This is a genomic window from Streptomyces sp. Y20 (genome assembly GCF_043195475.1).
GTDB lineage: Bacteria > Actinomycetota > Actinomycetes > Streptomycetales > Streptomycetaceae > Streptomyces.
The window spans coordinates 221,032-244,231 of sequence record NZ_JBIDDP010000006.1 but is presented as its reverse complement, the minus strand read 5'-3'; the positions used below and the strand labels follow the sequence as shown (position 1 = coordinate 244,231).

General features: G+C 71.8%; 17 protein-coding genes and 1 pseudogene. 10 read left to right on the top strand and 8 right to left on the bottom strand.

Annotated features, from left to right (window positions below):
- Window positions 1-276: 276 nt before the first annotated feature.
- The 4 genes from ACGFT1_RS17825 (at window position 277) to ACGFT1_RS17810 (ending at window position 5,624) form a co-directional block, all read left to right on the top strand.
- Window positions 277-1,650, top strand: a complete 1,374-nt coding sequence (locus ACGFT1_RS17825; RefSeq protein ID WP_373909912.1) for an acetyl-CoA carboxylase biotin carboxylase subunit family protein — start codon at window positions 277-279, stop codon at window positions 1,648-1,650.
- A complete protein-coding gene (locus ACGFT1_RS17820) occupies window positions 1,647-3,662 on the top strand; it encodes a PEP/pyruvate-binding domain-containing protein (RefSeq protein WP_373909911.1) in 2,016 nt (671 codons plus the stop codon). Before ACGFT1_RS17825 ends, ACGFT1_RS17820 begins: the two co-directional genes overlap by 4 nt.
- An 8-nt stretch (window positions 3,663-3,670) precedes the next feature.
- The gene (locus ACGFT1_RS17815) at window positions 3,671-5,017 is read left to right on the top strand and encodes an MFS transporter (RefSeq protein WP_373909910.1); all 1,347 of its coding nucleotides are present in this window, start codon (window positions 3,671-3,673) and stop codon (window positions 5,015-5,017) included.
- A gap of 235 nt (window positions 5,018-5,252) precedes the next feature.
- Window positions 5,253-5,624 carry a thiol-disulfide oxidoreductase DCC family protein gene (locus ACGFT1_RS17810; protein ID WP_373909909.1) on the top strand — a complete coding sequence of 124 codons (372 nt, stop codon included), beginning with the start codon at window positions 5,253-5,255 and terminating at the stop codon, window positions 5,622-5,624.
- 117 nt (window positions 5,625-5,741) lie between these two features.
- Here the strand turns inward: ACGFT1_RS17810 and yicI are convergent, their stop codons facing one another.
- Window positions 5,742-8,018 (bottom strand): alpha-xylosidase, encoded by a 2,277-nt coding sequence (yicI, locus tag ACGFT1_RS17805; protein WP_373909908.1) that lies wholly within the window; start codon window positions 8,016-8,018, stop codon window positions 5,742-5,744.
- A 371-nt stretch (window positions 8,019-8,389) separates the two neighbouring features.
- Between yicI and ACGFT1_RS17800 the strand changes: the two genes are divergently transcribed.
- Genes ACGFT1_RS17800 through ACGFT1_RS17790 form a run of 3 tightly spaced genes read left to right on the top strand, consistent with a single transcriptional unit; the run spans window position 8,390 to window position 11,443 of the window.
- Window positions 8,390-9,643 (top strand): sugar ABC transporter substrate-binding protein, encoded by a 1,254-nt coding sequence (locus ACGFT1_RS17800; protein ID WP_373909907.1) that lies wholly within the window; start codon window positions 8,390-8,392, stop codon window positions 9,641-9,643.
- Window positions 9,644-9,656: 13 nt separating this feature from the next.
- Entirely contained in the window at window positions 9,657-10,610 is a 954-nt protein-coding gene (locus ACGFT1_RS17795) for a carbohydrate ABC transporter permease (protein ID WP_373909906.1), read from the top strand.
- Between the two features lie 5 nt (window positions 10,611-10,615).
- Entirely contained in the window at window positions 10,616-11,443 is an 828-nt protein-coding gene (locus ACGFT1_RS17790; RefSeq protein WP_373909905.1) for a carbohydrate ABC transporter permease, read from the top strand.
- Window positions 11,444-11,446: 3 nt separating this feature from the next.
- On the opposite strand, the gene coaD is transcribed toward ACGFT1_RS17790, so the two are convergent.
- From coaD to ACGFT1_RS17775, 3 genes are all read right to left on the bottom strand, one after another.
- Complete coding sequence (gene coaD / locus ACGFT1_RS17785; protein WP_373909904.1) at window positions 11,447-11,965, bottom strand: pantetheine-phosphate adenylyltransferase; 519 nt, start codon at window positions 11,963-11,965, stop codon at window positions 11,447-11,449.
- A gap of 169 nt (window positions 11,966-12,134) precedes the next feature.
- The gene (locus tag ACGFT1_RS17780; RefSeq protein ID WP_373909903.1) at window positions 12,135-12,953 is read right to left on the bottom strand and encodes a GNAT family N-acetyltransferase; all 819 of its coding nucleotides are present in this window, start codon (window positions 12,951-12,953) and stop codon (window positions 12,135-12,137) included.
- 155 nt (window positions 12,954-13,108) lie between these two features.
- Entirely contained in the window at window positions 13,109-14,050 is a 942-nt protein-coding gene (locus ACGFT1_RS17775; protein ID WP_373909902.1) for an SDR family oxidoreductase, read from the bottom strand.
- Between the two features lie 349 nt (window positions 14,051-14,399).
- On the opposite strand from ACGFT1_RS17775, the pseudogene ACGFT1_RS17770 reads away from it, so the two are divergent.
- Window positions 14,400-15,333: pseudogene (locus ACGFT1_RS17770) on the top strand (FAD-dependent monooxygenase); the annotation flags it as partial.
- Window positions 15,334-15,350: 17 nt separating this feature from the next.
- Here ACGFT1_RS17770 and ACGFT1_RS17765 read toward each other — a convergent pair.
- A complete protein-coding gene (locus tag ACGFT1_RS17765; RefSeq protein WP_373909901.1) occupies window positions 15,351-16,196 on the bottom strand; it encodes an SDR family NAD(P)-dependent oxidoreductase in 846 nt (281 codons plus the stop codon).
- A gap of 86 nt (window positions 16,197-16,282) precedes the next feature.
- Between ACGFT1_RS17765 and ACGFT1_RS17760 the strand changes: the two genes are divergently transcribed.
- Window positions 16,283-16,783, top strand: a complete 501-nt coding sequence (locus tag ACGFT1_RS17760; RefSeq protein WP_373909900.1) for a MarR family winged helix-turn-helix transcriptional regulator — start codon at window positions 16,283-16,285, stop codon at window positions 16,781-16,783.
- 296 nt (window positions 16,784-17,079) lie between these two features.
- Here the strand turns inward: ACGFT1_RS17760 and ACGFT1_RS17755 are convergent, their stop codons facing one another.
- Window positions 17,080-17,586: an EF-hand domain-containing protein gene (locus ACGFT1_RS17755; protein WP_373909899.1), complete on the bottom strand. Its 507-nt coding sequence runs from the start codon at window positions 17,584-17,586 to the stop codon at window positions 17,080-17,082.
- Between the two features lie 585 nt (window positions 17,587-18,171).
- Here ACGFT1_RS17755 and ACGFT1_RS17750 point away from each other — a divergent pair.
- The gene (locus ACGFT1_RS17750) at window positions 18,172-19,506 is read left to right on the top strand and encodes a cellulase family glycosylhydrolase (protein WP_373909898.1); all 1,335 of its coding nucleotides are present in this window, start codon (window positions 18,172-18,174) and stop codon (window positions 19,504-19,506) included.
- Window positions 19,507-19,566: 60 nt separating this feature from the next.
- On the opposite strand, the gene ACGFT1_RS17745 is transcribed toward ACGFT1_RS17750, so the two are convergent.
- Window positions 19,567-20,604 carry a LacI family DNA-binding transcriptional regulator gene (locus tag ACGFT1_RS17745; RefSeq protein ID WP_373909897.1) on the bottom strand — a complete coding sequence of 346 codons (1,038 nt, stop codon included), beginning with the start codon at window positions 20,602-20,604 and terminating at the stop codon, window positions 19,567-19,569.
- Window positions 20,601-23,021, bottom strand: coding sequence for a glycoside hydrolase family 2 protein (locus ACGFT1_RS17740; RefSeq protein WP_373909896.1), 2,421 nt, complete (start codon window positions 23,019-23,021; stop codon window positions 20,601-20,603). Before ACGFT1_RS17740 ends, ACGFT1_RS17745 begins: the two co-directional genes overlap by 4 nt.
- Window positions 23,022-23,200 lie beyond the last annotated feature (179 nt).

Genomic DNA, 23,200 nt, shown 5'->3' with positions numbered 1-23,200 from the left:
AGCAGACATGCGGACCGGGCGGAGGCCGCGCGCGTGCGCAGCGGCCGGGCACTAGCGCATCTCGTTGTCTTCACACGCCCGCAATCGGCGTTCCCAGTACGGCATTTGCCTGAACGATTCGCCTAGCTGCGTAGTCCGGGGGGCAGTTGGGGCTGGTTCGCTTGAAAGGACGGCGGGCAGCGGGCTTCGCACCGGTGGTGTGCCGCCGGCCGCCGTATCCCGTCCGGGCGCGGCCCGCGTCCGGGCCTTCGCGACGACCGAGGGAGTTGGGTATCGGTGAGCAAGGTGCTGTACGTGCATGCCAAGGGCGGCCCCCCGGTGGGGCACGCCCTCGCGCGGGTGGCCGCGAGGTCCGCGGTGCACCTGCTGGCACTCAGCGAACTGCCCGCCACGGTGGCGGAAGGGGCCGCGGACCTGTGCGACTCGGTGGTCACGCACACCGCTCCGGAGGGGCGCGACCTGGTCGAGGTCATCACGGCCCGGGCCCGGGAGGTGAGCGCGGAGGCGGTCGTCACCTTCTCGGAGTACGCGGTGGTGGCGGTCGCCGAGGCATCCCGGCGGCTCGGGCTGCGCGGTGCCGGACCCGCCGCCGCGCTCGCCCGGGACAAGCGGCTGATGCGGGCGGCGTGGGAGCGCCGGGGGATACCGCAGCCCCGGTTCCGCGCGGTCACGACGGTGGCGGAACTGGAGCGCGCCGCGGCGGAGTTGTCCTTCCCGCTGCTGTTGAAGGCCGCGTGGAGCGCCGGTTCGACCGCTCACCAGGTCATCGAGACGCCCGGGGACGTGCGGGACGCCTGGCAGCGGTCGCGGGCGGTGATGGCGGAGTCGGCGCTGCTCGGGTTCGCGGAGCTGCATGTGGCCGGGGCCGGTGAGGACTTCATCGTCGAGGAGATCGTCAGCGGATGCGCCGAGGAGTGGTTCGACGGTGCCGGCTGGGGCGACTACGTCAGCGTGGAGGGCGTGGTCGCCGGCGGTGCGTTCCGTCCGGTCTGCGTGAGCGGCCGGATGCCGACGGTGGCACCGTTCACCGAGCGTGCCGGTATCACCCCGGCAGCGCTGGGGGGCGCGGCCCAGGACAGGATCGTGGAGCTGGCCGGGCGCGCCGTGGACGCGCTGGGCCTGGAGGACTGCGGCACGCACACGGAGATCAAGCTGGGCGCGGACGGCCGTATGTGGGTGATCGAGACGGCGGCGCGGTTCGGTGGCGCGATGACGGTGCCGCAGATCGAGCAGGTCTTCGGTCTCGACCTGGCCGGCATGTTCACCGATCAGCTGCTCGGCGGCTCCCCCGCCTGGCCGGCCCGGACGCTGACGCCGCAGGACGCCGTCGGCGCGGCCGGTTCCCTGGTGGTGCTGGCCGTGAACGGTGACGGTTCGCCCTGGACCCGCCGCCATCTGTGGGACTCCGCGACGGTCGTCCGTTCGGCTCCGGTCGGGGCGGGCAGCACGCTGTCCGTCGTCGCCGAGAGCGCCCTGCCCGACGGCGCCCCCGTGCCGGTCTACGACCCCGCCGCCGGCGCCAACACCATGGCGGCCGTGTGCCTGCTGTCGGCCGACCGGCCGCAGACCGTCGTGCGCGACTTCGCCGCCGTGGTGGACGCCCTGCCGCGGATCCTGCCCACGGACGTCACCGAGGAGGCCCGCGCATGACGCACGCACCGGCCGGGGCGGCCGTGCCCGACGCCACCGCCGGCGACCGTACCGTCATCGGCGCGAACCTGTCGCTGCCGCTGTTCCGCGCGCTGTCCGGGGTACTGGCCGGACACCCGTACCTCAAGGTCGTCGTGGACCGTGCCGAGGACACCTGGCATCTGCTCGACACCCGGGTGCACCCCTTCCACGTCGACTACATCGCCACCCGTGTCCTCGGCATGCCGCTGGACGAACTCGACGCGGAACTCGACGCGTTCAACGCGTCGGTGTACATGGACCCCGAACGCCGGTTCCTCCTCGGGGTGGTGTCCCTGCACACCGAGGAGGAGGCCGACGGCTCCGAGCGGCCCTTCCTCGTGCTGGAGACGACCGAGGCGGACACGATGCCGGGGCCCTTGCTGGAGGAGTTCTACCACTACGTGCGCGGACGGGTGGACGGCCGCCTGCCGCTGCTGCTCAAGCCCGCCAACCACGGTCAGGAGCAGGAGCTGGCCACGGTCGGGGAGACGCGCGTGCCGCGCGTCCTCAGCCACGAGCTGTTCGGCAACCGTACCCGAACCTGCCTCAACCCGGGTGAGGCGGAAGGGCGGTTGCGCTACTTCCGCACCACGGCGGAGTACGAGAGCGCGGCCGGGGAGCTGGGCTGGTCGGACATCGTGGCGATGCCCCGGCTGCCCGACGACGTGCCCCGGACCGCGGGGTTCATCAACACGGTCCCCACGACGCCGTTGTCGCACACCAACGTCCTCGCGGCGGGCTGGGGGATCCCGAACGCGATCGTCCGCGACCTGGACGCCGTCGTACGGCAGGACGGTCTCGATGGCGCCTGGGTGCGCTACCGCGTGCGTCAGGACGCCGTCACCCTGGAGCGGCTGCCCCACGCACCGTCCCTGGAGCGGCCCGCCTGGCACCAGCAGCGCATCCGCATCGAGACACCGCTGCTGGAGGAGGCGCCGATCCTGGAGCTGCACCGGCTGCGGTGCGCCGACCGGGACGGTTACGGCACCAAGGCGGCCAACCTCGGGGAACTGCACCACGTCCTGGACAGCCGCACGGCGGACCTGACGGCGTTCTACGCGCGCCCGCGCCCGCCACGACCCGATCTGCTCGGCCACCTCGCCGCCCGGCTGGGCGAGCCGGGAGCGTCACCGCGGCGGCTGCGCGCCGCGGCGGCCGAGCGCGTGGCGCGGACGGTCCGCGCCCCCCGGGGCGTGGCGTTGCCGTTCCGGCTGCACCATCTGTTCCTCACCTCCTCCCCCGCCCTCCAACAGGGCATCGGCAAGCTGAAGATGGCGCTCGAACTCGAAGCCCTCGACGTGATCGACCCGCTGTCCCTGCACCTTCAGCACCTGACGTGCAGTACACCGATGCCCGAGGAGGTGGTGCGGGCGATCACCGCCTCCGTGGCGGGGCTCACGGCCGACGGACGCCGTCTGGTCGTGCGCTCCTCCTCCAACGCCGAGGACCTGCCCGGTTTCTCGGCCGCCGGGATCTACGACTCGGTGACCACCGTGCACGGCACGGACCAGCTCATGGACGCCGTACGGCAGGTGTGGGCGTCGCTGCTGTCGCCGCGCAGCGTGCGCCTGCGGCACCAGGTCGGCATCCCCCTGGACGACACCTACATGGGGGTGATCGTCCAGGAGTACGTGCCCGCCGGTCTGGGAGGCGTGCTCGTGACCTGTGATCCCACCCGCCCCGAGGACTTCCGCAACGTGTACCTGAACTGCACGCCCGGCTCGCCCGAGCAGGTGGTCGACGGCACGGTCCTGCCACAGCAGTACCTCTACAACACCGTCGAGGGCGGCGGGCGTACGCTCGACATCGGTTCGTCGGGCGCGGACCTCCCGGTGGCGACACGCGCCTCACTGGCCGAACTCGCCCTCGCAGGGCGTCTGCTGCAGTCCCACTTCAGCGACGACGATCCCGACGGCGCCCTGGACATCGAGTGGCTCATGACCGCGGAGGGGGCCTTCCACCTGGTCCAGGTCCGCCCCTACGCCCGGTGAGGCGCCGTATGTCCCTCCTGCGGTCCTCGCCACCCGTACCGGCGCCGCCCCCGGCGGCGCGCCGCGTCATCCGCCTCAACAACGGGTTCCAGCTGCTGTTCAACCTGCTGTGGTGGATGCCCGTGTTCTACGCCTACCAGCGGGACGCGGGCCTGTCCGACGGGCAGATCTTCGGCATCCAGAGCATCTACTACATCGCCTTCTGCCTGTTCGAGATACCGACCGGGATCGTCGCCGACCGCATCGGCGCCCGCAACTGCCTGCGCGCGGGAGCGGTGGTCATGACGGCGGCGAATCTGGCGCCGGTGCTGGCCCCCACGTACACCGGTTTCCTCGCGCACTTCCTCGCCATCGCGGCCGGGCGTTCCCTGGCGTCGGGCGCGGCGAGCGCCTATCTGTACGACGGGCTGCGCGCCGAGCGGGCGGAGGGCCACTATCTCAAGGCGGAGGGCACCGCGCGTGCCCTCGGGCTCGCCGCCAAGGTGGTGTGCTGGCCGCTCGTCGGGCCGCTGATGACCCTGGCCCCGCAGACCCCGTACGTGCTCAGCGCGGTGTGCGCGGCCGGTTCCCTCGGCTGCGCCCTCGCCCTGCCGCGGCTCGCCACGCCCGGCACGGACACCCGCCGGCGCGACCGGGCCCGACGTGGCGGCGGACCGCTGCGTGACACGGGCGCCGCTCTGCGTGTCCTGTGGTCGTCGCCGTGGCTGGCGCTGCTCATGGTGCAGGGCGTCGCCGTGTTCACGCTGTCACGGATCTGCCAGGTCAACCTGTTCCAGCCGGTGCTGCTGGAACACGGCATCGGGGAGAGCACGCACGGCAGTGTGCTCGCGGCGATGACGGTCGCCGAGGCCGTGGCGTCGGCCCGTCCCCAATGGCTGAGCCGCCGGCTGCCGCCGGCCGGCTGGGTGTCCCTGCTGAGCGTGGCCCTGGCCGGCGTGCTGGCGGGCACCGCCGTGGGCGGCCCGTGGACCGTCGTCGCGCTGCTGTGCGCGTTCGCCGCGATCACCGGGTTCGTCTATCCGGTGCAGCGCAAGCTCGTCAACGACGCCATCCCGGTGGACGCGCCGCGGGCCACGCTGCTGTCGGTGGAGAGCATCGTGGACCGCGGTGTGTGCGCGGCGGCCGCGGTGGCCGCGGGCGCCTGCCTGGCGGCGGGCCGGCTGGACGCGCTGCTCTGGTACAGCGCGGCGATCACCTGCGTCCTGATGCCGGCGCTCCACCTGGCCCTGCACCGCACCGGCCCCCGTGCCCCGGCCGGGCAGGACCACGCCGCGCCCGGCACCGGCGCGGACGCCCCGGCGCCGGACGAGTCCGTCTGCCTGCCCGTCGACGAGGGAGCGGCGCCACGCGCGTGAACGGAGCGCCGCCGGCCCATCCGGTCGCGTTCCGAGAGGGTTCTTCTCGAACACCGGGAAGAACCCTCTCCGACCGGTACGGTCCGGGACCGGACGCCGGGACAGCTCCCCCGAACCCGGGGGCTCCCCCCTGCCAACGGCCTCCCCCGGACCGGCGCAGCTCCCCCGAACCGGCCGGCTCCCTTCACCGGTGGCCGCAGGGGAGCCGGATCGGTGGGTGCGGCACCATGGGTGCATGCGGACGCTACCTGTACTGGTCTACGACGGTGACTGCGGCTTCTGCACGGCCTCCCTGTCCTTCGCCCAGAAGTGGATCGAACCTCGCTGCGAGGTGGTGGCCCAGCAGCGCGCACCGCTGGACGAACTGGGCGTCACCCCTCGGCGAGCCGCGTACGAGGCGCTGTGGGTCACCCCGGACGGGACCGTGCACGGGGGTGCCCAGGCAGTCGCCCGGCTGCTGTCGAGCGCGGGCGGCGCCTGGCGCGTTCCCGGCGCCCTGCTGCGGTTCCCGCCGGTCCGCTGGATCGCCCATGGCGTCTACCGCCTCGTCGCCCACAACCGGCACCGGCTGCCCGGCGGTACGGCGGCCTGCGCCCTGCCCCGGTAGCCGGTAGCCGGTAGCCCGAACGAGTCGGCCCGAGCCGACGCCGGCGCCGGTGGTCGTCCACGGCGGGGTGGCGGGAGCCGCCGTCGGTGCCGCCGTGGGCCCCCGGGGCCGGCCGGGTCACCGCAGCGCGACGGTGACCTCGCCCGTACCCTCGCCCTGTGCGCCACCGGCGACGCGCACGGTGAAAGGCCGGCCGGAGCCCTCAGCGGTGACGCGCAGGAGGCCGTCCTCGCGCCGGACGCGGAACAGCGCGGCCGGCGCGCCGGTCAGGTCGGGGACGCTGACCTCGTGGGTGTACTCGGCGGTGGCCGGCGGGTGGACGAGCAGCGTGGGGTTGTCCAGCCAGTCGCCGTCGGGCCGCTGGTCGTCGGCGGCCAGCGGCAGGACCGCGCCCTCGCGGACATAGAGCGGCAGACTGTCGTAGCCGTGCCGTTCGGTGCGCCAGACCGGGCCGGTGACCCGCTCGCCGCTGAGCAGGTGGGTCCAGGTGCCCTCGGGGAGATAGACCTCGACCCGGCCGTCCTCGGTGAACACCGGGGCGACCAGGAGGTCCGCGCCGAGCATGTACTGGCGGTCGAGCGGGCGGCATGCCGCATCGTGCGGGAACTCCAGGACCATGGGCCGCATCACGGGCACGCCGGTGTGGTGGGCCCCGGCGGCGGCACCGTACAGATAGGGCATGAGGCGGTGCTTGAGCTGCGTGAACCGCCGGGCGACGTCCACGGCTTCCGCACCGAACTCCCACGGCACCCGGTACGACGACGAGCCGTGCAGGCGGCTGTGGGAGGACAGCAGCCCGAAGGCCAGCCAGCGCTTGAAGACCGCCGGGTCGGGGGTGCCCTCGAAGCCTCCGATGTCGTGGCTCCAGAAACCGAAGCCGCTCAGGGAGAGGGACAGACCGCCTCTGAGTGACTCGGCCATGGCCTCGAAGGACGCCCAGCAGTCGCCGCCCCAGTGCACGGGGTACTGCTGGCCGCCGGCGGTCGCGGAGCGGGCGAAGAGCACGGCCTCACCCTGTCCGCGCTCCTTCTCTAGGAGTTCGAACACGGTCCGGTTGTACAAGTGGGTGTAGTAGTTGTGCATCCGCTCCGGATCGGAGCCGTCGTGCCAGACGACGTCGGTCGGGACGCGCTCGCCGAAGTCGGTCTTGAAGCAGTCCACGCCCTGGTCCAGCAGCGGCTTCAGCTTCGACCGGAACCAGGCGCGGGCGTCGGGGCTGGTGAAGTCGACCAGTCCCATGCCGGCCTGCCACAGGTCCCACTGCCACACGTCGCCGTCGGGGCGGCGTACCAGGTGGCCGAGCGCGGCGGCCTCCTCGAACAGGGGGGACTTCTGGGCGATGTACGGGTTGATCCAGGCACTGACCCGCAGCCCCCTGGCCTTCAGCCGGGCGAGCATTCCCTCGGGGTCGGGGAAGACCTCGGGGTCCCACGCGAAGTCGCACCACTGGTACTCGCGCATCCAGAAGCAGTCGAAGTGGAAGACCGACAGCGGGATGCCGCGCTCGGCCATGCCGTCGACGAACGACATCACCGTCTGCTCGTCGTAGTCGGTGGTGAAGGAGGTGGTCAGCCACAGGCCGAAGGACCAGGCGGGCGGCAGGGCCGGGCGGCCCGTGAGGGCGGTGTAGCGGGTGAGGACGTCCTTCGGGGTGGGACCGGCGACGATGTGGTACTCCACCGTCTGGTCCTCGACGCTGAACTGCACCTGCCCGACGGACTCGGAGCCGACCTCGAAGGAGACCCTGCCGGGGTGGTTGACGAAGACGCCGTAGCCGCGTGAGGACAGGTAGAACGGGATGTTCTTGTAGGCCTGTTCGCTGCTGGTGCCGCCGTCGGCCTGCCAGATGTCCACGCTCTGGCCGTTCTTGACGAACGGGGTGAACCGCTCGCCGAGGCCGTAGACCTGCTCACCGACCCCGAGCGCGAGCTGGGCGAGGACGTGGTGGCCGCCGTCGGCGGTGGTGGCGAACGCGGTGCCCTTGCGGCCGGCGCGGGTCAGCTCCCGTCCGTCCGCGTCGTGGAAGGTCAGGGCCCAGGGGGCGGCCCGGTCCAGGCGCAGGGTCAGCGGGCCGCTGGTCAGCTCGGTGACGGTGCCGTCCTGCCGGACCTCGCCCGGGTCGGCGCCGCCGGCGCCGGACGCGAGGTCGAAGTCGGGGCCCGGGCGTGTCCGGCCGGCGTGGTGGGTGACGCGCACACCGATGACGCCCTCGGCGGGCGAGAAGCAGTCGACGGTGAGGAGCGGCGCGTTGAGCGTGTCCCCCCTGCGCGTCACCTTCTGCGTGGCCGCATAGGCGGTGAAGCGCTTCGATTCGACGCGCACGTCGCGCACCTCGGTGGCGTAGTCGATCTGAACGCCATCGCGGACGCGCCAGAACCCGTTGGTGAACTTCATGGTCTTCCTCGGGGGAGCAGGGCTGTTCGGCGGGGACTGCGGAGGCTGTCGCCCCGGCGTGGGGATCGTACACAGGGCGGGCGGGCTCCGTTGGCGTGCGACACCTTTCACTTCCTGCATGAACTGGTCTTATGTGGATTCGCGCGGGCGGCGTCACCTAGGAGGCCGGGAAAATGGATCCATGCACGGGACTAGCGGGACGGCAGGGTTCTGACGTATTAGTCATCGCAGCAAACAAAAGCACCGGCGAGGACGCCGACGACACGACAGCAAGGGCCGCGACATGTCGAAGCGCTTCAACACAATCCGTCGCCGCCTCCGCGACGCCCGCTGACGGCCGTCCTCCCCTCTCCCACGCAAGGGCACCCACCGTGACAGCACCCACTCCGGCTGCCGCGCGCCGCGGACGTTCCCGCAGGGCCGTGCCGCCGCTCGCCGCCGTCTGCGCCCTGGTCGCCGGGGCGGCCCTGACCGGATGCGGCTCGCAGCGCGACAGCGACGTCTACACCGTGATGAACTCCTCGACCGACGAGACCTACCACCGCTGGGACGCCCAGGCGATGGCCCGCTGCGGCCGTCGGCTCGGCGTCACCGTCGAGCAGCAGAGCGTCCCGGCCGCGCAGGTGATGACGAAGGCGCTGCGCATGGCGTCCTCCAGGTCGCTGCCCGACATCGTCCAGTTCGACGCCTCCGAGATGCCGACGTTCGCCGAGGCCGGCGGGCTGACCGACCTCAGGACCCTGGGCCTGCGCACCGACGGCGTCCCCCGGGGCATCGTCGACTTCGGCTCCTACGAAGGCACGTACTACGGCGCGGCCCGCTCGGTGAACACGCTCGCCCTGTTCTACGACAAGGACGCCCTGGCCAGGGCAGGCCTCAAGATCCCGGGCACGTGGGCCGAACTGCGTGCGACGGCGAAGAGGCTGACCCACGGCAAGCGGTACGGCCTGGCGCTCAGCGCGGGCGGCGCCGAGGACGGCGTGTTCCAGTTCACGCCGTTCATGTGGTCCAACGGCGGCGACGAGAGACACCTCGACGGGCCACGGGTCGTCGAGGCACTGGACTTCTGGAAAGACCTGCTGCACGACGGTTCGCTGTCGAGGTCGACGGTCGGCTGGACGCAGGCGGACGTCAACGACCAGTTCATGGCGGGCAACGCGGCTATGATGATTAACGGCCCGTGGCAGGTGGAGGCGCTGAACACCGACAAGTCGCTGCACTGGGGCATCGCGCGGATCCCCGTGCCGAAGGCCGGGGACAGGTCGGTGGGACCCCTCGGCGGTGCGGTGCTCACGGTCCCGGACACCGGGGACAGGGCGCGGGAGAGGATGGCCGGGCGGATCGTCGCCTGTCTGTCCGGCGAGAAGGAGCAGCTGACGTACGCGCTCAACAGCTGGATGGTGCCGGCCGCCGAGAAGGCCGCCGCCGTGTGGCGCGAGCGGGTGCCCGAGCTGGACGCCCTCGCCGATCAGGTGGCCGCGGCCCGTTCCCGCACGGCGGAGCTGGGCGCCGGCTGGCCGGGCGTGTCGCTCGCCCTCCAGAGCGCCTTCCAGTCCGCACTGACCGGCGAGTCCAGCAAGGCCGCCCTGACACGCGCCCAGCAGCGGGCCACGAGCGGGAACTGAGGTACACGCACACATGACCACGTCCACCGCCACCGTCCCGGCGCCTTCCACGGCGAGCCGGGCGGCCGGCGCCCCCGATCCGGGACGGCTGCGCCTGCGCCGCCGCCTGGCCCAGTGGGGGTTCGTCGCCCCCGCGGTCGTCTTCATGCTGCTGTTCTTCGGCTACCCGCTCGTCCGCAACGTCGTGATGAGCTTCCAGCACTACACGCCGCGGACGTTCTTCACCGGCGAGGCCCCCTTCAACGGCGTCGACAACTGGTCGCACGTCCTGCGCGACGCCCTCTTCGGCAAGGCGCTGTGGCATACGCTCCTGTTCACCGCCGGATCGCTGCTCGGGCAGTTCTGCGCCGGTCTCGCGCTCGCGGTGTTCTTCAGCCGCAGGTTCCCGCTCAACGGCGTCCTGCGATCACTGATCCTGCTGCCCTGGCTGGTGCCCATGGTGGTGTCCGGCATCGTGTGGCGGCGGATCCTCGACCAGGACACGGGCGTACTGAACTCGTTCCTGGACGTGCTCGGCCTCGGCGGCCACACCCCGTGGCTGACCAGCCCCCACCTGGCGCTGCTGTCGGTGATCCTGGTCAACATCTGGATCGGTGTCCCGTTCAACATGGTCATCCTCTACGGCGGTCTCCAGGAGATCCCCGCGGAGCTGTACGAGGCGGCCTCGCTGGACGGTGCCTCGGCCTGGCGGACGTTCCGTTCCGTCACCCTGCCGATGCTCAGGCCGGTGATCACCGTGGTCCTGGTCCTGGGCTTCATGTCGACGGTGAAGATCCTCGACCTGATCCTCGCGCTCACCGACGGCGGACCGGCCGACGCCACCCAGACCCTGGGCACGCTGACCTACCAGAACTCGTTCGTGCAACTCGACTTCGGGGCGGGCGCGGTCGTCGGCAACGTCCTCGTTCTCGTCTCCGCGGTGTTCGCGGTGATCTACCTGCGGGCCGGCCGCAGCGAGGGGAAGTGACGTCCATGGCCACTCGTACGCCCACGACATCCAGGCGCCGCTGGGGTTCCACCCTCGCCGGAGTGCTCATCCTGTGCGTGATGCTGTTCCCCCTGTACTGGATGCTCGACACCGCCCTCCAGCCCGCCTCGGGACTGCTCCAGGTCGATCCGATACCGAGCCGCCTGGACCTGTCCGGCTTCTCCAAGGCCCTCGGCGATCAGGGCGGACACCTGCTGACGTCCCTGGCGGTCTCGCTCGGCGCGGTCGTCCTCTGCCTGGCCGTCTCCGCGCCGGCGGCGTACGGGCTGGCCCGGTTCGGGCTACGGGGCACCCGGACGATCGTGTTCGGCACCCTGATCACGCAGATGGTCCCGGGCATCGTCATCGCCAACGCACTGTACGACTCGTACGTCGAACTCGGTCTGGTCAACTCCTACTTCGGGCTGATGCTGGCGGACTCCTCGCTCGGCATCCCGTTCTCCATCGTGCTGATGCGGTCCTTCATGCTGTCGATCCCGGGCGAGGTGATCGAGGCGGCGCAGATGGACGGTGCCGGACCGGTGCGGACGTTCGTGCGGGTGGTGCTGCCGATGAGCCGCAACGCGCTCATCACCTCGGGCCTGTTCGCGTTCCTCTTCTCGTGGAGCGACTTCATGTTCGCCCTGACCCTGAACACCACCGACGACGTCAAGCCGGTCACGCTGGGCATCTACCAGTACATCGGCGCGCACGTCGGCGACTGGGGCTCGGTGATGGCCGCGTCCGTCCTGTCCGCGGTACCGGCGGCGGTCCTCCTCGTCCTCGCCCAGAAGTACATCGCTGCCGGCATCACCGGCGGTTCCGTCAAGTGACCCTCACCCCCCGTCGGAACGGGTCCCTTCCCCGCGGCCACCTTGCCTCCTCGGCCTCGCTGCCGGCCCCACCTGCTGGGAGAAGTCCGCTCGATCATCCTTCGGGGCACGCTCCTGCCGGCTCATCGCGGTGACGAGGGTGGAGGAGATATGGGCCAGGGCGGGGTCGGCGGCCATGAAGAACGTCTCGACTCCCGCCAGCTCATGGTTCATGCGCGCCATCGGCATCTCGTAGTCCAGGTCGGTGACGCCGCGGACTCCGCGGATGACGACGTCGATGCCGACTCGGCGGCAGTAGTCGACCAGCAGGCCGCCGGTGTGGGAGTCGACCGTGACGTTGCTCAAGTCGGTTGCTGCCGCGCGCAGCCGGTCCAGCCGTTCCGTCACGGGGAGGCGGCCGGTCTTGTTCGAATTGAACATCACGCACACGACGACCTCGTCGAACAGGAGGGCAGCGCGCCGGAGTACGTCCTGGTGCCCTTGGGTGACCGGGTCGAAGGATCCTGGGAAGAGGGCTCGCATGATCGGGAAGAGTAACAAGCGGCCGCCCCGGGCGGTGAAGTGCCAGGGCGACCGCACCACCGGGATCGAACGTGCCGGGGAGAACGTCCAGCGGGGCGGGACCACCGCGACGCCATCCGTAGATCACGGCCACGTGGGACACGCTTTCGGACGTCCGCCGCCGTGCCTGTCAGCCGTGGGAGGCCGGCGTCCCGCTCAGGCTGTAGAAGTGCACCGGCGAATTCGGCCGGAAGCCGATGCGGGGATACACGGGAGCCCCGGCCGCGGTCGCGTGCAGGGTGGCGCGGGTCAGGCCGGTGGCGCGGGCACCCTCGTACAGGGCCTTCCGCGTCACCGCCTCGCCGTAGCCCCTGCGCTCCCACTCCGGGGCCGTGGCGACGAGCGCGACGAAGAGCCGGCCGGCCGCCTCCACCGTTCCCGCGCACGTCACCGGGACCCCGTCCCGTAGCCCGAGGTAGGCGTGGACCTGGCTCTTCCACGCCGTGGACCCGAGCAGCCCGTCGCGGCCGTCCTCCAGCGGGAAGCCGTACGCGCGCGAGTTCAGGTCCGCGTACGCCCGGAGCTGTTCGTCCGTGCCCACGCGGACGAAGGTGAGGTCGGGGTGGGACGGTTCGGGGACGGGGAGGAAGTCGCCGGCCATGCCGGTGCCGGAGAAGGCGTACGCGAGGCCCGCCCGCCCGGCCGCCGCCCGCACCTGCTCGCGCCCCTCGTCGCCGAGGAGGTCCTCGAAGAGCCACAGGAAGCCGGGGCGCTTCTTGGCGCGCATGATGTCCGCGGCCGTGCTCAGGCGGCGCCCGAGGAGCGCGGTGTCCGCGTCGACGTCGGTCAGTGTGACGCAGTTCCAGAAGGGGAACCGGCAGTCGGCCCAGCGGACGGCGATGCCCGGAAGGTCCCGCACATCGGCGCCCGCGTCGCGGTCGAGCACGAAGGCCCGCCACACCAGGGCGAGTTGCTCCATCGATTCGACTGCTTCCGTACGATCCCTCATCGGTCCCCCGGCTGGTGGAGTCACTGTCCGCTTCCCGGCCACGCTACGTCAAGGAGCGGACACGGAGGGCCCTTGCCGTCGCCGCCGGGACACGTTCCGGGACACCTCCGGCGAGGACGTCGTGCAGCGGGAGTGTCCCCAGGTGACGTCGGTCCCTACTGCTGTGGACCGGGACGCGGGTGGGCGGAGGAGGAGAAGGCGTCCCAGTCGGCTCGGCCGCCGGCGCCCAGGACTCCCACGTCGTCCGTGAGTTCCGCGCCGGAGAGCGCCCGCAGTTCACGCCGGGCGAGCCGGGCTACGAGGGCGGGGAAGAGCGGCCTCAGGGGTTGGCACCAGCGCAGCCACGGCGGGGCGTAGACGTGGTGGGCGCGGTGCAGGACGCCGGTGGCGAGCCAGTCGGCCACCTGTGCCGGGGTGTGGACGCGGCGTGCGAACCAGGGCTGGTTCTGGCGCAGGGCCCGCAGGACGGGGTGGTCGTCGATACCGCTGATCATGTCGGTGCCGGTCCAGTGGAGGTAGGCGATGCCGACGCAGACGCCGTCGGGTTCGACTTCGCCGCGCAGGGCCTGGGCGAAGGATTCCACGCCCGCCTTGGAGGCGCAGTACGCGCTCATCATGGGTGCGGAACCGAAGGCCGCGGTGGAGGCGATCTGGAGGAAGTAGCCACGGGTGCTGATGAGTTGGGGCAGGAAGGCCCTGGCGGTGTTGGCGGCGCCTACCAGGTTGACGTCGATGACCCGTTGCCACAGGCCGGCTTCCGTGCGGCTGAAAGGGCCACCGACGGCGATGCCCGCGTTGGCCACGAGCACACTGGCCGGGCCGAGCTGTTCGGCGACCTGCCGGGCGGCACGGTCGAGCGCGGCGCGGTCGGTGACGTCCGCTTCGACGCAGATGTTCGGCGAGGGCAGGGTCGCGGCGGCCCGCCGCAGGGTTTCCGCTTCGCGGCCCAGCAGCGCCACCTTCATTCCGGCGCCGGACAGGCGTCGGGCGAGCGCTTCGCCGACTCCCCGGGCCGCTCCGGTGACGACGGCGACGCGGCCCCGCAAAGGTGTGCCGTGGCCGGGGGCCTGACCGCCGGTGCCCGCGTTGTCGCGCATCCGATCCTCGTGTTCGTCGGCCACCGGCGGTGGCGTTCTCTACCGCACTACCCGGAATGAGCGGATCTGGCTGTCCGCCATGCGGAGTGACCGGGAGGTCCGGCGGGTCGGATCGGCCGGGCGGCGGGCGTCACCGGGGGCCGGATAACGGCGAAGGCTCCGTCCGGTGAGAGGGATCGCGTCGGCCAGTTCCTCACCGGGCTCGGGACATGCGCGTGCCGCTTGGCGAGAGGTGTCCCGTTCCCGCAGGTCATGGCCTTGGCCGGTCATTCTGCGGGAGCCCCGGGGCCTTGCCGCAAGCCCTGGGCGCGCTATGAGTCGAAAGTGGCAAGGAGCGACTGTCCTCCTTCTGGCGGACCGGCGCGGCCTGGACCGGTTCCTCGCGGTCAGCGAGAGGTTCGAGGTCGGCGGACTCTTCGGCGGCATCATCACACCATGGCCGGGCCTGCTGGACACGGCTCACCCGTACGGCCTCGCCATCCCCCGGCACGCCCCCGAACAGCTGCTTGAGGAGCGCGCCCGCGAACTCGGTACCGAGATCCGGCGCGGCCGTGAGGTGACCGGGCCGAGGCGGGACGAGGACGGCGTGACCGTCGAGCCGGCCGACGGCACCCGTCCGCGTTCGCGCTACCTCGTCGGGTGGGATGGAGGCCGCAGTGTGGTGCGCAAGCGACTCGGTGTCGGTTTCCCGGCGAGCCGGCCACGGTCGAGACGCTGCCCGGGGACGTGGAGGTGTCCGAGGATCCGGCGACGGTCGCCGTCGTCGTCACCCGGGCGCGCAGTGCCCAGCTGCGGTTCGGTGCCACCCCCGACATCGACGGCGACAAGGGGGTGTACCGCATCGGCGTACCCGCCGAGGGTGTGGCCGAGGACCGTACGGCCGCGCCGACCCTCGACGACTTCAAGAAGCAGCTGCGGGCCTAGGCGGGCACCGACTTCGGCGTGCACTCGCCGCGCTGGCTGTCCCGGTTCGGCGACGGCACCCGGCAGGCCGAGCGCTACCGGGTCGGCCGGGTACTGCTGGCCGGCGACGCCGCGCACATCCACCCGCCGGCCGGTGGGCAGGGGTTCGACCTCGACATCGCGGCCTCCTGCTCGACCGGACCGGCCGTCTCTCGGTGGCGGGCTGGGCGGACCGGGTCGACCACGTCGTGGACGTCGGCGAGGAGCTGGGCGCGCCCGGGATGCTGCCGCGGCCGGACGGGCACGTCGCGTGGGTCGGAGAGGACCGGCAGGACCTGCTCGGCCGGCTGGCCGGGTGGTTCGGCTCTCCCGTCGGCTGAACCCGCCGCGCGGCCGGTCAGGCGATCCAGGTGGCGGTGAGGTTCTGGACCGCGGAGCCGTCGACGTCGGCCAGCTTGGTGCCGACGAAGGTGCGGGCCCAGTCGGAGGTCTGGATCCGGAAGGCGGGCCGATCGGCGTGGAGGGCCTCCATGATCGCCTCCGCCGCCGCGGCCGAGGTCTGGGCGTTGCCGGCCCGGAACTGCTCGGTGGTGCGGTCGATGTAGCGGCGCAGGGCGTCGGAGTAGGGGCCGGCGGCCGGGTCGGCGGCGAGGTCGACACCGATGTTGTTGACGAACTCGGTGGCCACGGCGCCGGGTTCCACCACGGACACGCTCACGCCCAGTGCCCGCGCCACGGGAGCCAGGCTCTCCATGTAGCCCTCGACGGCGAACTTGGCCGCGCAGTAGGCCTCGTTGAACGGCTGGCCGATGACTCCGCCGACACTGGTGACGGTGATCAGGCGGCCACCGGTAGCGCGCAGGTGCGCCATCGCGGCCTTGGAGACGTTGAGCACGCCGAAGAAGTTGACCTCCATGACGTCGCGGATGTCGCCGATGGCGTCGTTCTCCAGGGTGCCCAGGTGGCCGGCGCCCGCGTTGTTGACGACGGCGTCGAGGCGGCCGTGGTCGGCGATCACGCCCTCGACGGCGGCGGCGACGGAGGCCTCGTCGGTCACGTCGAGCTGCCGGATGTCGAGTGCGACGCCCGCGTCGGCGGCGGCCCGGCGCAGTGCGCCGGCGCGGGTGGTGTCACGGAGGGTGGCGATCGTGTGCCAGCCCGCCCGGCCGGCGGCGATGGCGGCGGCGAGGCCGATGCCGGAGGAGGTGCCGGTGACGAGGACGGTGCGGGGGGTGGTGGACATGGTGGTGCCTTTCCCTGACGTTTATGTGCGTGCACACACAACATAGCTTTATGTGTGTGCGCACGCAACTCGCCTATACTCGGACCATGCCGAAGAAGCTGTCACAGGCCGAGATGCCCGCCGCGGACCACGCCTTCTACGGGCTGGTCTGGGCCGGCACGGTGATGACCGAGCACGTCGACCGGGCCCTGATCAGGGCGCACAACCTCCCCGTCTCCTGGTTCGAGGTGATGCTGTGGCTGGCGTCCAGCCCCGAGCCCGTGCCCGCCTCCGTCCTGGGCAACAGCACCATGCTCAGCCGCAGCCAGGTCTCCCGGGTCGTGGACGCCCTCCAGGGCCGCGGCCTGGTGGCCCGGACCCCGTCGGCGCGGGACGCGCGGTCGGTCGAGGTCTCGCTCACCGCCGAGGGCCGCCGCGTCTTCGAGCAGGCGGACGCCACCCGCCGCGAGGTCTTGGCGCCGGTCTTCACCGACCTGCTCGACGAGCACGACATCGAGGCCCTCGGCACGGTGTGGCGCAAGCTCAAGGCGCGGAAGGACGCGCTCGGGCAGGAACCGGCGGGCGGCCCCACCCGGTCACGCCGCTGACCCACGAGGCGGTTCCCACCCGCGCGGCGGCACCTTTCGCGCGCCCTGCGGCCTTTGCGTAGACGCCCGGGCGAACGGCATTGACGGGGCGTCGAACCTGCCGGCCCCCGGCAGGACCGGGGTCCGCCGGGACGTGGGGAAGGCCTGACGCGGACCGTGGCGGATGAACGGCCGGACGGTCACCTCACCGCGAGGACCAAGCGGTCAGCCGACCTCGGACTCGATGCCGTCGAACGGGTCCGGTCGGCCGCAGTGGTCCAGGGTCGGCACCTCGAAGACGTACAAGCCGGCCGGGTTCAGCGGACGGCCACCAGGGCGTCGTACATGGGCGACGCGCCCTCGCTGACGAAGGCACGGATGGCGCAGAGGTACTCGTCGCGGTCGACACGTCCGTCGCCGTCGGCGTCCAGGGCGTCGAACGCCTCGCCCGCGTTGCCGGCGCTGTTGCCCAGGACCTCCCGCAGCCGGGTGAACTCCTCGCGGTCCAGCATGCCGTCACCATCGGTGTCGGCGAGGTCGAACAGGGACCCCAGAGCCTGCCGGCACACGTCGTCGAAGGTGTGGGCACCGGCCCAGGCCGCGTACTCCTGGAAGGTCACCCTGCCGTCTCCGTCCGCGTCCATGGAGTCGTAGACGCGTTCGTGCCGGCTGCGGGCGACGGCGACGAGGGGGTCGTTGACGCCACGCCCCAGTCGCGCCGCCGCCCGATCCGGGCGGGTCAGGTACTCGTCCCGGGTGATCACCCCGTCGCCGTCCGCGTCCAGTGTGCGGAAGACGCGGTCCCTCGCGGTCATGACGTCCATACGGCTCTCTTCTCCCAGGTCACGAAGACGATCCAGGCAGTCACTATAAGCGTGCGAGCGAACGCGGAAGGTGATGACAGTCTGGGGTGGACCGGAGATTGGGGCGCCGGAAAACCCGGTGACCGCTCTCGGCGTGGCGGCGATGTGGTGAGATGGCCGGGCTTCGTCAACTAAACCGGTTTCGTAAAGCCGATCAGTTGGACGCCTGTCGGTACGAACAAACGAGGTCAACTGAACGACAACTAAACTGAACCGGTTTGGTCCGGGTGGTTGTCTCCGCGACAGTCTCGTTCTAGCCTCTCTCCCAGCCGTCGACGAAGGGGATTCCAAGCCGCCCATTCCTGGCGAAGTCTCATGGGTGTCCCCCTTCGACGGCCTGCCCTCCCGCTGCCCGGTGCGAGCCGCGAACCCATGCCCGGGCAGCGGGATTCCAACCGGCTCGCTCCTCGCGTTCCCGGATCGCCGGCGCCCCGCCGGACCGGACGGACGAGCCGGGCGCACAGCCATGCAGTGAACGGCAGTGCCGTACGCGCCGGAGGCGTTCCCCGTCCTCCGGCCGCACGCGCCACCATCCTGGGAGCAGTCATGAGAAAGTCACTGGCCACCGCGGCGGGAGCGTTGCTGGCCCTCGCCGCCTCGATACTGGCCGCGCCGAACCCCGCGCAGGCGGACACACAAGCCGCGCCGGGCTTCCACGTCGCCGACGGGCGGCTGCTCGACGCGACCGGCAAGGACTTCGTCCTGCGGGGTGTGAACCACGCCCACGCCTGGTATCCCGCCAGGACGGCGCAAGCCCTGAAAGACGTCAAGGCACTGGGCGCCAACTCGGTGCGCGTCGTGCTCGCCACCGGTGACCGCTGGACGAAGAACGACACCGCCGACGTCGCGTCCGTCGTCGCGCAGTGCAAGGCGAACCGGCTGATCTGCGTCCTGGAGGCGCACGACACCACCGGCTACGGCGAACAGGCCGGAGCCGTGTCGCTCTCCCGCGCCGTCGACTACTGGACCAGCGTCAAGGCCGCGGTGCAGGGCCAGGAGAAGTACGTCGTGCTGAACATCGGGAACGAGCCCTACGGCAACACCGGCTACGCGTCGTGGACGTCCGACACCGAGAACGCCGTGGCCCGCATGCGCGCCGCCGGGTTCCGGCACACGCTCATGGTCGACGCCCCCAACTGGGGCCAGGACTGGTCGTTCACGATGCGCGACCACGCCGCGGAGGTGTTCGCGGCGGACCCCGACCGCAACACCGTGTTCTCGATCCACATGTACGGCGTGTTCAACACCGCCGACAAGGTCAAGAGCTACCTCGAGCGGTTCACCTCCCAGCATCTGCCCATAGTCGTCGGCGAGTTCGGCAACATGCACTCCGACGGCGACCCCGACGAGGACGCCATCATGTCCACCGCCCAGCAGCTCGGTGTGGGCTACCTCGGCTGGTCCTGGAGCGGCAACGGCGGTGGCGTCGAGTACCTGGACATGGCCACCGGCTTCGACGCATCCCAGCTCACCGCCTGGGGACGGCGCGTCTTCTCCGGCGCCGACGGCATCAAGCAGACCGCCGAGGAAGCCGGCGTGTTCACCGGCGGCGGTCCGGCCACCGGGAGCTGCGCGGTCAGTTACAGCCTCAGCGACTGGGGCAACTGGTTCAACGCCGACGTCACCATCCGCAACACCGGTACGACGGCCGTCAAGGGCTGGCAGCTCGCCTTCGCCTTCCCGGGCGCCCAGCGGCTGAGTTCGGTGTGGAACGCCAAGGCCGTCCAGCAGGGCAGCGAGGTCCGGGCGAGCAACGAGTCCTGGACGGAGACGATCCCGGCCGGCTCCACGGTGAGCTTCGGGTTCAACGGCTCCTCCACCGGTGCCAACGGCGTCCCTGCCGCCTTCACCCTCAACGGCAGCACCTGCACCAAGAGCTGACACCGCTCCCCCGGTGCGCCAAAGGGCCGCGTCCGCACCGGACGCGGCCCTCCGGCATCGTCAGGCGTCCGTTCCCGGCGCCAGCGCGGTGGAGCCGCGCGGGGTCAGGGACGGCGTCGGCACCTGAAGGCCGCCGGTGTGCGTGCCGTTGACCACGTCGAAGAGCACGCGGGCCACCTCGGCACCGAAGTGGTGCACGTCGTGGCTCATGGCCGTCATCGCCGGGTGGGTGATCCGGCACAGCTGTGAGTCGTCCCACGCCAGCAGCGACAGATCGTCGGGGACGGTGAACCCCATCTCCGCCGCGACGCCCGCTCCCGCGACCGCCATGATGTCGTTGTCGTAGACGACCGCGGTGGGCCGGTCGGCGGCGAGCAGCAGGGTGCGGGTGGCTCGGGCGCCCTCCTTCTCGTCGAAACCGGTGGCGATCTGCCGGCCCTCCTCCAGACCCAGTTCCCGGATCGTGGCGGCGAAGGCGCGGGCCCGGATGGCGCTGTGCCCGAGGTCGGCCGGCCCACCGACGCGGGCGATGCGCCGGTGGCCCAGGGCCGCCAGGTAGCGGACGGCCTCGGTGACCGCGGACGCGTCGTCCGTCCACACCGCGGGGAAGGAGCCCGTGAGGGAGGGGTGGCCGACCGCGACCGCGGGCAGGCCGAGGCCATGGAGGGAGGGCACCCGGGGGTCGTCCTCGCGGAAGTCCACCAGGATCGCGCCGGCGATCATCCGGCCGCGCCACCACTCCCGGTAGACCTCGATCTCCTCGTCGAGGTCACGCACCAGGCGCAGCAGCAGTGAGCAGGACCGTTCCGCCAGGACGCTCTCGATGCCCGAGATGAAGTCCATGTAGAAGGGTTCGAGGCCGAGCAGCCGGGCGGGCCGGCACAGGGCCAGCCCGACGATGTCGACCCGCCGGCTGGACAGGCTGCGGGCGGTGGCGCTGGGGGCCCAGCCCAGTTCCTGGGCCGCCGCGAAGATGCGCTCGCGGGTGGCCTGCGAGACGCCGGGCTTGTGGTTGAACGCGAGCGACACCGCCCCTTTGGACACCCCGGCCCGGGCCGCGACGTCCTTGATGGTGACGCGCTGGGGGGAGGCGCTCACACCACGTCCACGCAGAACAGGGCGGCCCTGACGGCGTCGGCGGTGACGGGGCCGCAGCCCTGGACCCGGATGCGCGTCCGCTCGCCGGGCAGCAGGGTCTGCCGGCCGCGGTCGCAGACGGCTGCCGGACCGAGCCGGTCGGGCTGGAGCAGGAGGTCTCTGACGAGAGTACGGGCGCTCACCACGACGTCGACTCTATCCCCCTGGTCGGGCACGGGCCGCAGCGTGACGTCGTAGCGCGGCCGGGGGTAGGCGAAGTCCTTGTCCGGGACGGGGAAGTGCAGGGCGCGCAGCCCTTCCCCGCTCCCGGCCTGCTCCCCCGCGTCGGCGACCAGGAACTCCTTGGCGGACTGCTCGTCCGGTACGAGGGCCGCGGGCACCGCGGTCCGGGTGACGGAACGGGGGTCCACGGTGAGGTCGAGGAGGGTCTCGGCCACCACGGTGCCGTCCGCCTCCACCCGCCGCAGCGTCACCGTCGTACGCCAGGGTCCGCCGGACTGGTTGACCGCGGCGAGCACGAGGCCGCCGGGGTCCGGCTGGAGGGTGAGGAGCCGGTCGGCGTAGACGCGGCGCAGCTCGTGGTAGAGGGGCTTGGGGCGTCCGTCGCCGTCGATGGCGGCCCAGGACGTGACCGGCCAGCAGTCGTTGAGCTGCCAGACGATCGTTCCCGCGCACACCGGCCAGTGGGCGCGCCAGTGCTCGACGCCCGCGGCGACCGCACGGGCCTGGACGAGCTGGGTCAGGTAGTGCCACCGGTCGAAGTCGCCCTCGGGCAGCGGGAAGTGGCGGGCGACGCCACGGTTCAGCTTGCCGTTGCCGTCCTCGGCCTTCTGGTGGTGGAGCATGCCCGGGGAGCCGGGGGCGAGTTCCTCGCCGGGCAGGGCACGGCGCAGGGTCGTCAGCGCGGGCGGCGCCTGCCAGCCGAACTCCGCGACGAAGCGGGGCACGTTCGCCCGGTACTCGGCGTAGTCCTGGCGGTTCCACACCTCCCACGAGTGGTGCGTGCCGTGGGCCGGGTCGTTGGGGTGGTGGTCCCAGGAGCCGGACCAGGGGCTGCCGGCGGTGTAGGGGCGGGTGGGGTCGAGTTCGGCGACGACGCGCGGAAGCAGCCCGAGGTAGTAGCCCTCGCCCCAGGAGTCGCCGGCCAGCGGTTCCTCCCAGTCCCAGTCGCGGAACCCCCAGAGGTTCTCGTTGTTGCCGTTCCACAGCACCAGCGAAGCGTGTGGCATGAGCCGGACAACGTTGTCGCGAGCCTCGGCCTCGATCTCCCCGCGCAGCGGCTGCTCCTCCGGATAGGCGGAGCAGGCGAAGAGGAAGTCCTGCCAGACCATGAGGCCCAGTTCGTCGCAGGCGTCGTAGAAGGCGTCGTCCTCGTAGATGCCGCCGCCCCACACGCGCACCAGGTCGACGTTGGCGCCGGCGGCCTGGGTGAGGCGGGTGCGGTAGCGCTCGGGGGTGATCCGGGAGGGGAAGGCGTCGTCGGGGATCCAGTTGACGCCGCGGGCGAAGATCCGTACACCGTTGACGACGAGGGTGAAGCCGGTGCCGTGCTCGTCGACCGAGTGGTCGACCTCGACGGTGCGGAAGCCGATCCGGCGGTGCCAGGTGTCGAGCGGGCCGGCCTCGTCGCCGAGGGTGATGTCGAGGTCGTACAGGGGCTGTTCGCCGTGACCGCGGGGCCACCACAGGCGCGGGTCGGGGACGTCGAGGCGCAGCACCGCCGTGTCGGCGGTGACGGTGGCCCCGGCGCGGGCACCGGCCACCCGGGCCTCGACGCGCAGTGGGCGTCCCCGCCCCTGGGGGGTGCGCTCCAGTTCCAGCCGCACCTCGACCCGGCCGGTGCCGTCGTCGACGGTGACCAGGGGGCGCACCCGGGCGATGCGCGCGGTGGACCAGTGCTCCAGCCGGACCGGCCGCCAGATGCCCGCGGTCACCAGGGTCGGGCCCCAGTCCCAGCCGAAGTTGCACGCCATCTTCCGGATGTACTGCGAGGGCTCGGGGTACACGTTGGGCCGCTCCCCCGTGACCGCGCGGACGGCCGCCGCCTCGTCGTAGGCGGAGGCGAAGCGGACCTCCAGCTCACCGGCGCGTCCGGTGACGTCGAACCGGTAACCGCGGTGCATGTTGCGCGTCGCGCCGACGGGGCGGCCGCCGAGGGTGATGTACGCGGCCGTGTCGAGCCCCTCGAAGACGAGATCGGTGCGCTCGTGGACGCTGTCGTGGCCGAGGTGGCGGACATAGGTCCAGGCGCGGCGGCCCACCCAGGCGACGTCGGCCTCGTTGCGGCCGAGGAAGGGATCCGGGATGGCCCGGGCCGCCAGCAGGTCGGTGTGGACGCAGCCGGGCACCTGCGCGTCCAGCAGGTCCTCCCCGTGGCGCAGGCTCCAGCCCCCGGTGAGCGGGGTGACGTCCTTCATGGTGCGGCTCCAATCGCCTGACTCAGGCCTTTCGAGGGACAACGGCGCACAACCTAACGCGCTGATCTGCACACTGTCCATAAACCGGTCTAGTCGCACCCCTGAGGGAACTCGTATGCGAAAGTGCCACGTCGCCGGGGGCATGATCCACCCGACGGTAACAATTGCGCATCGTGCTC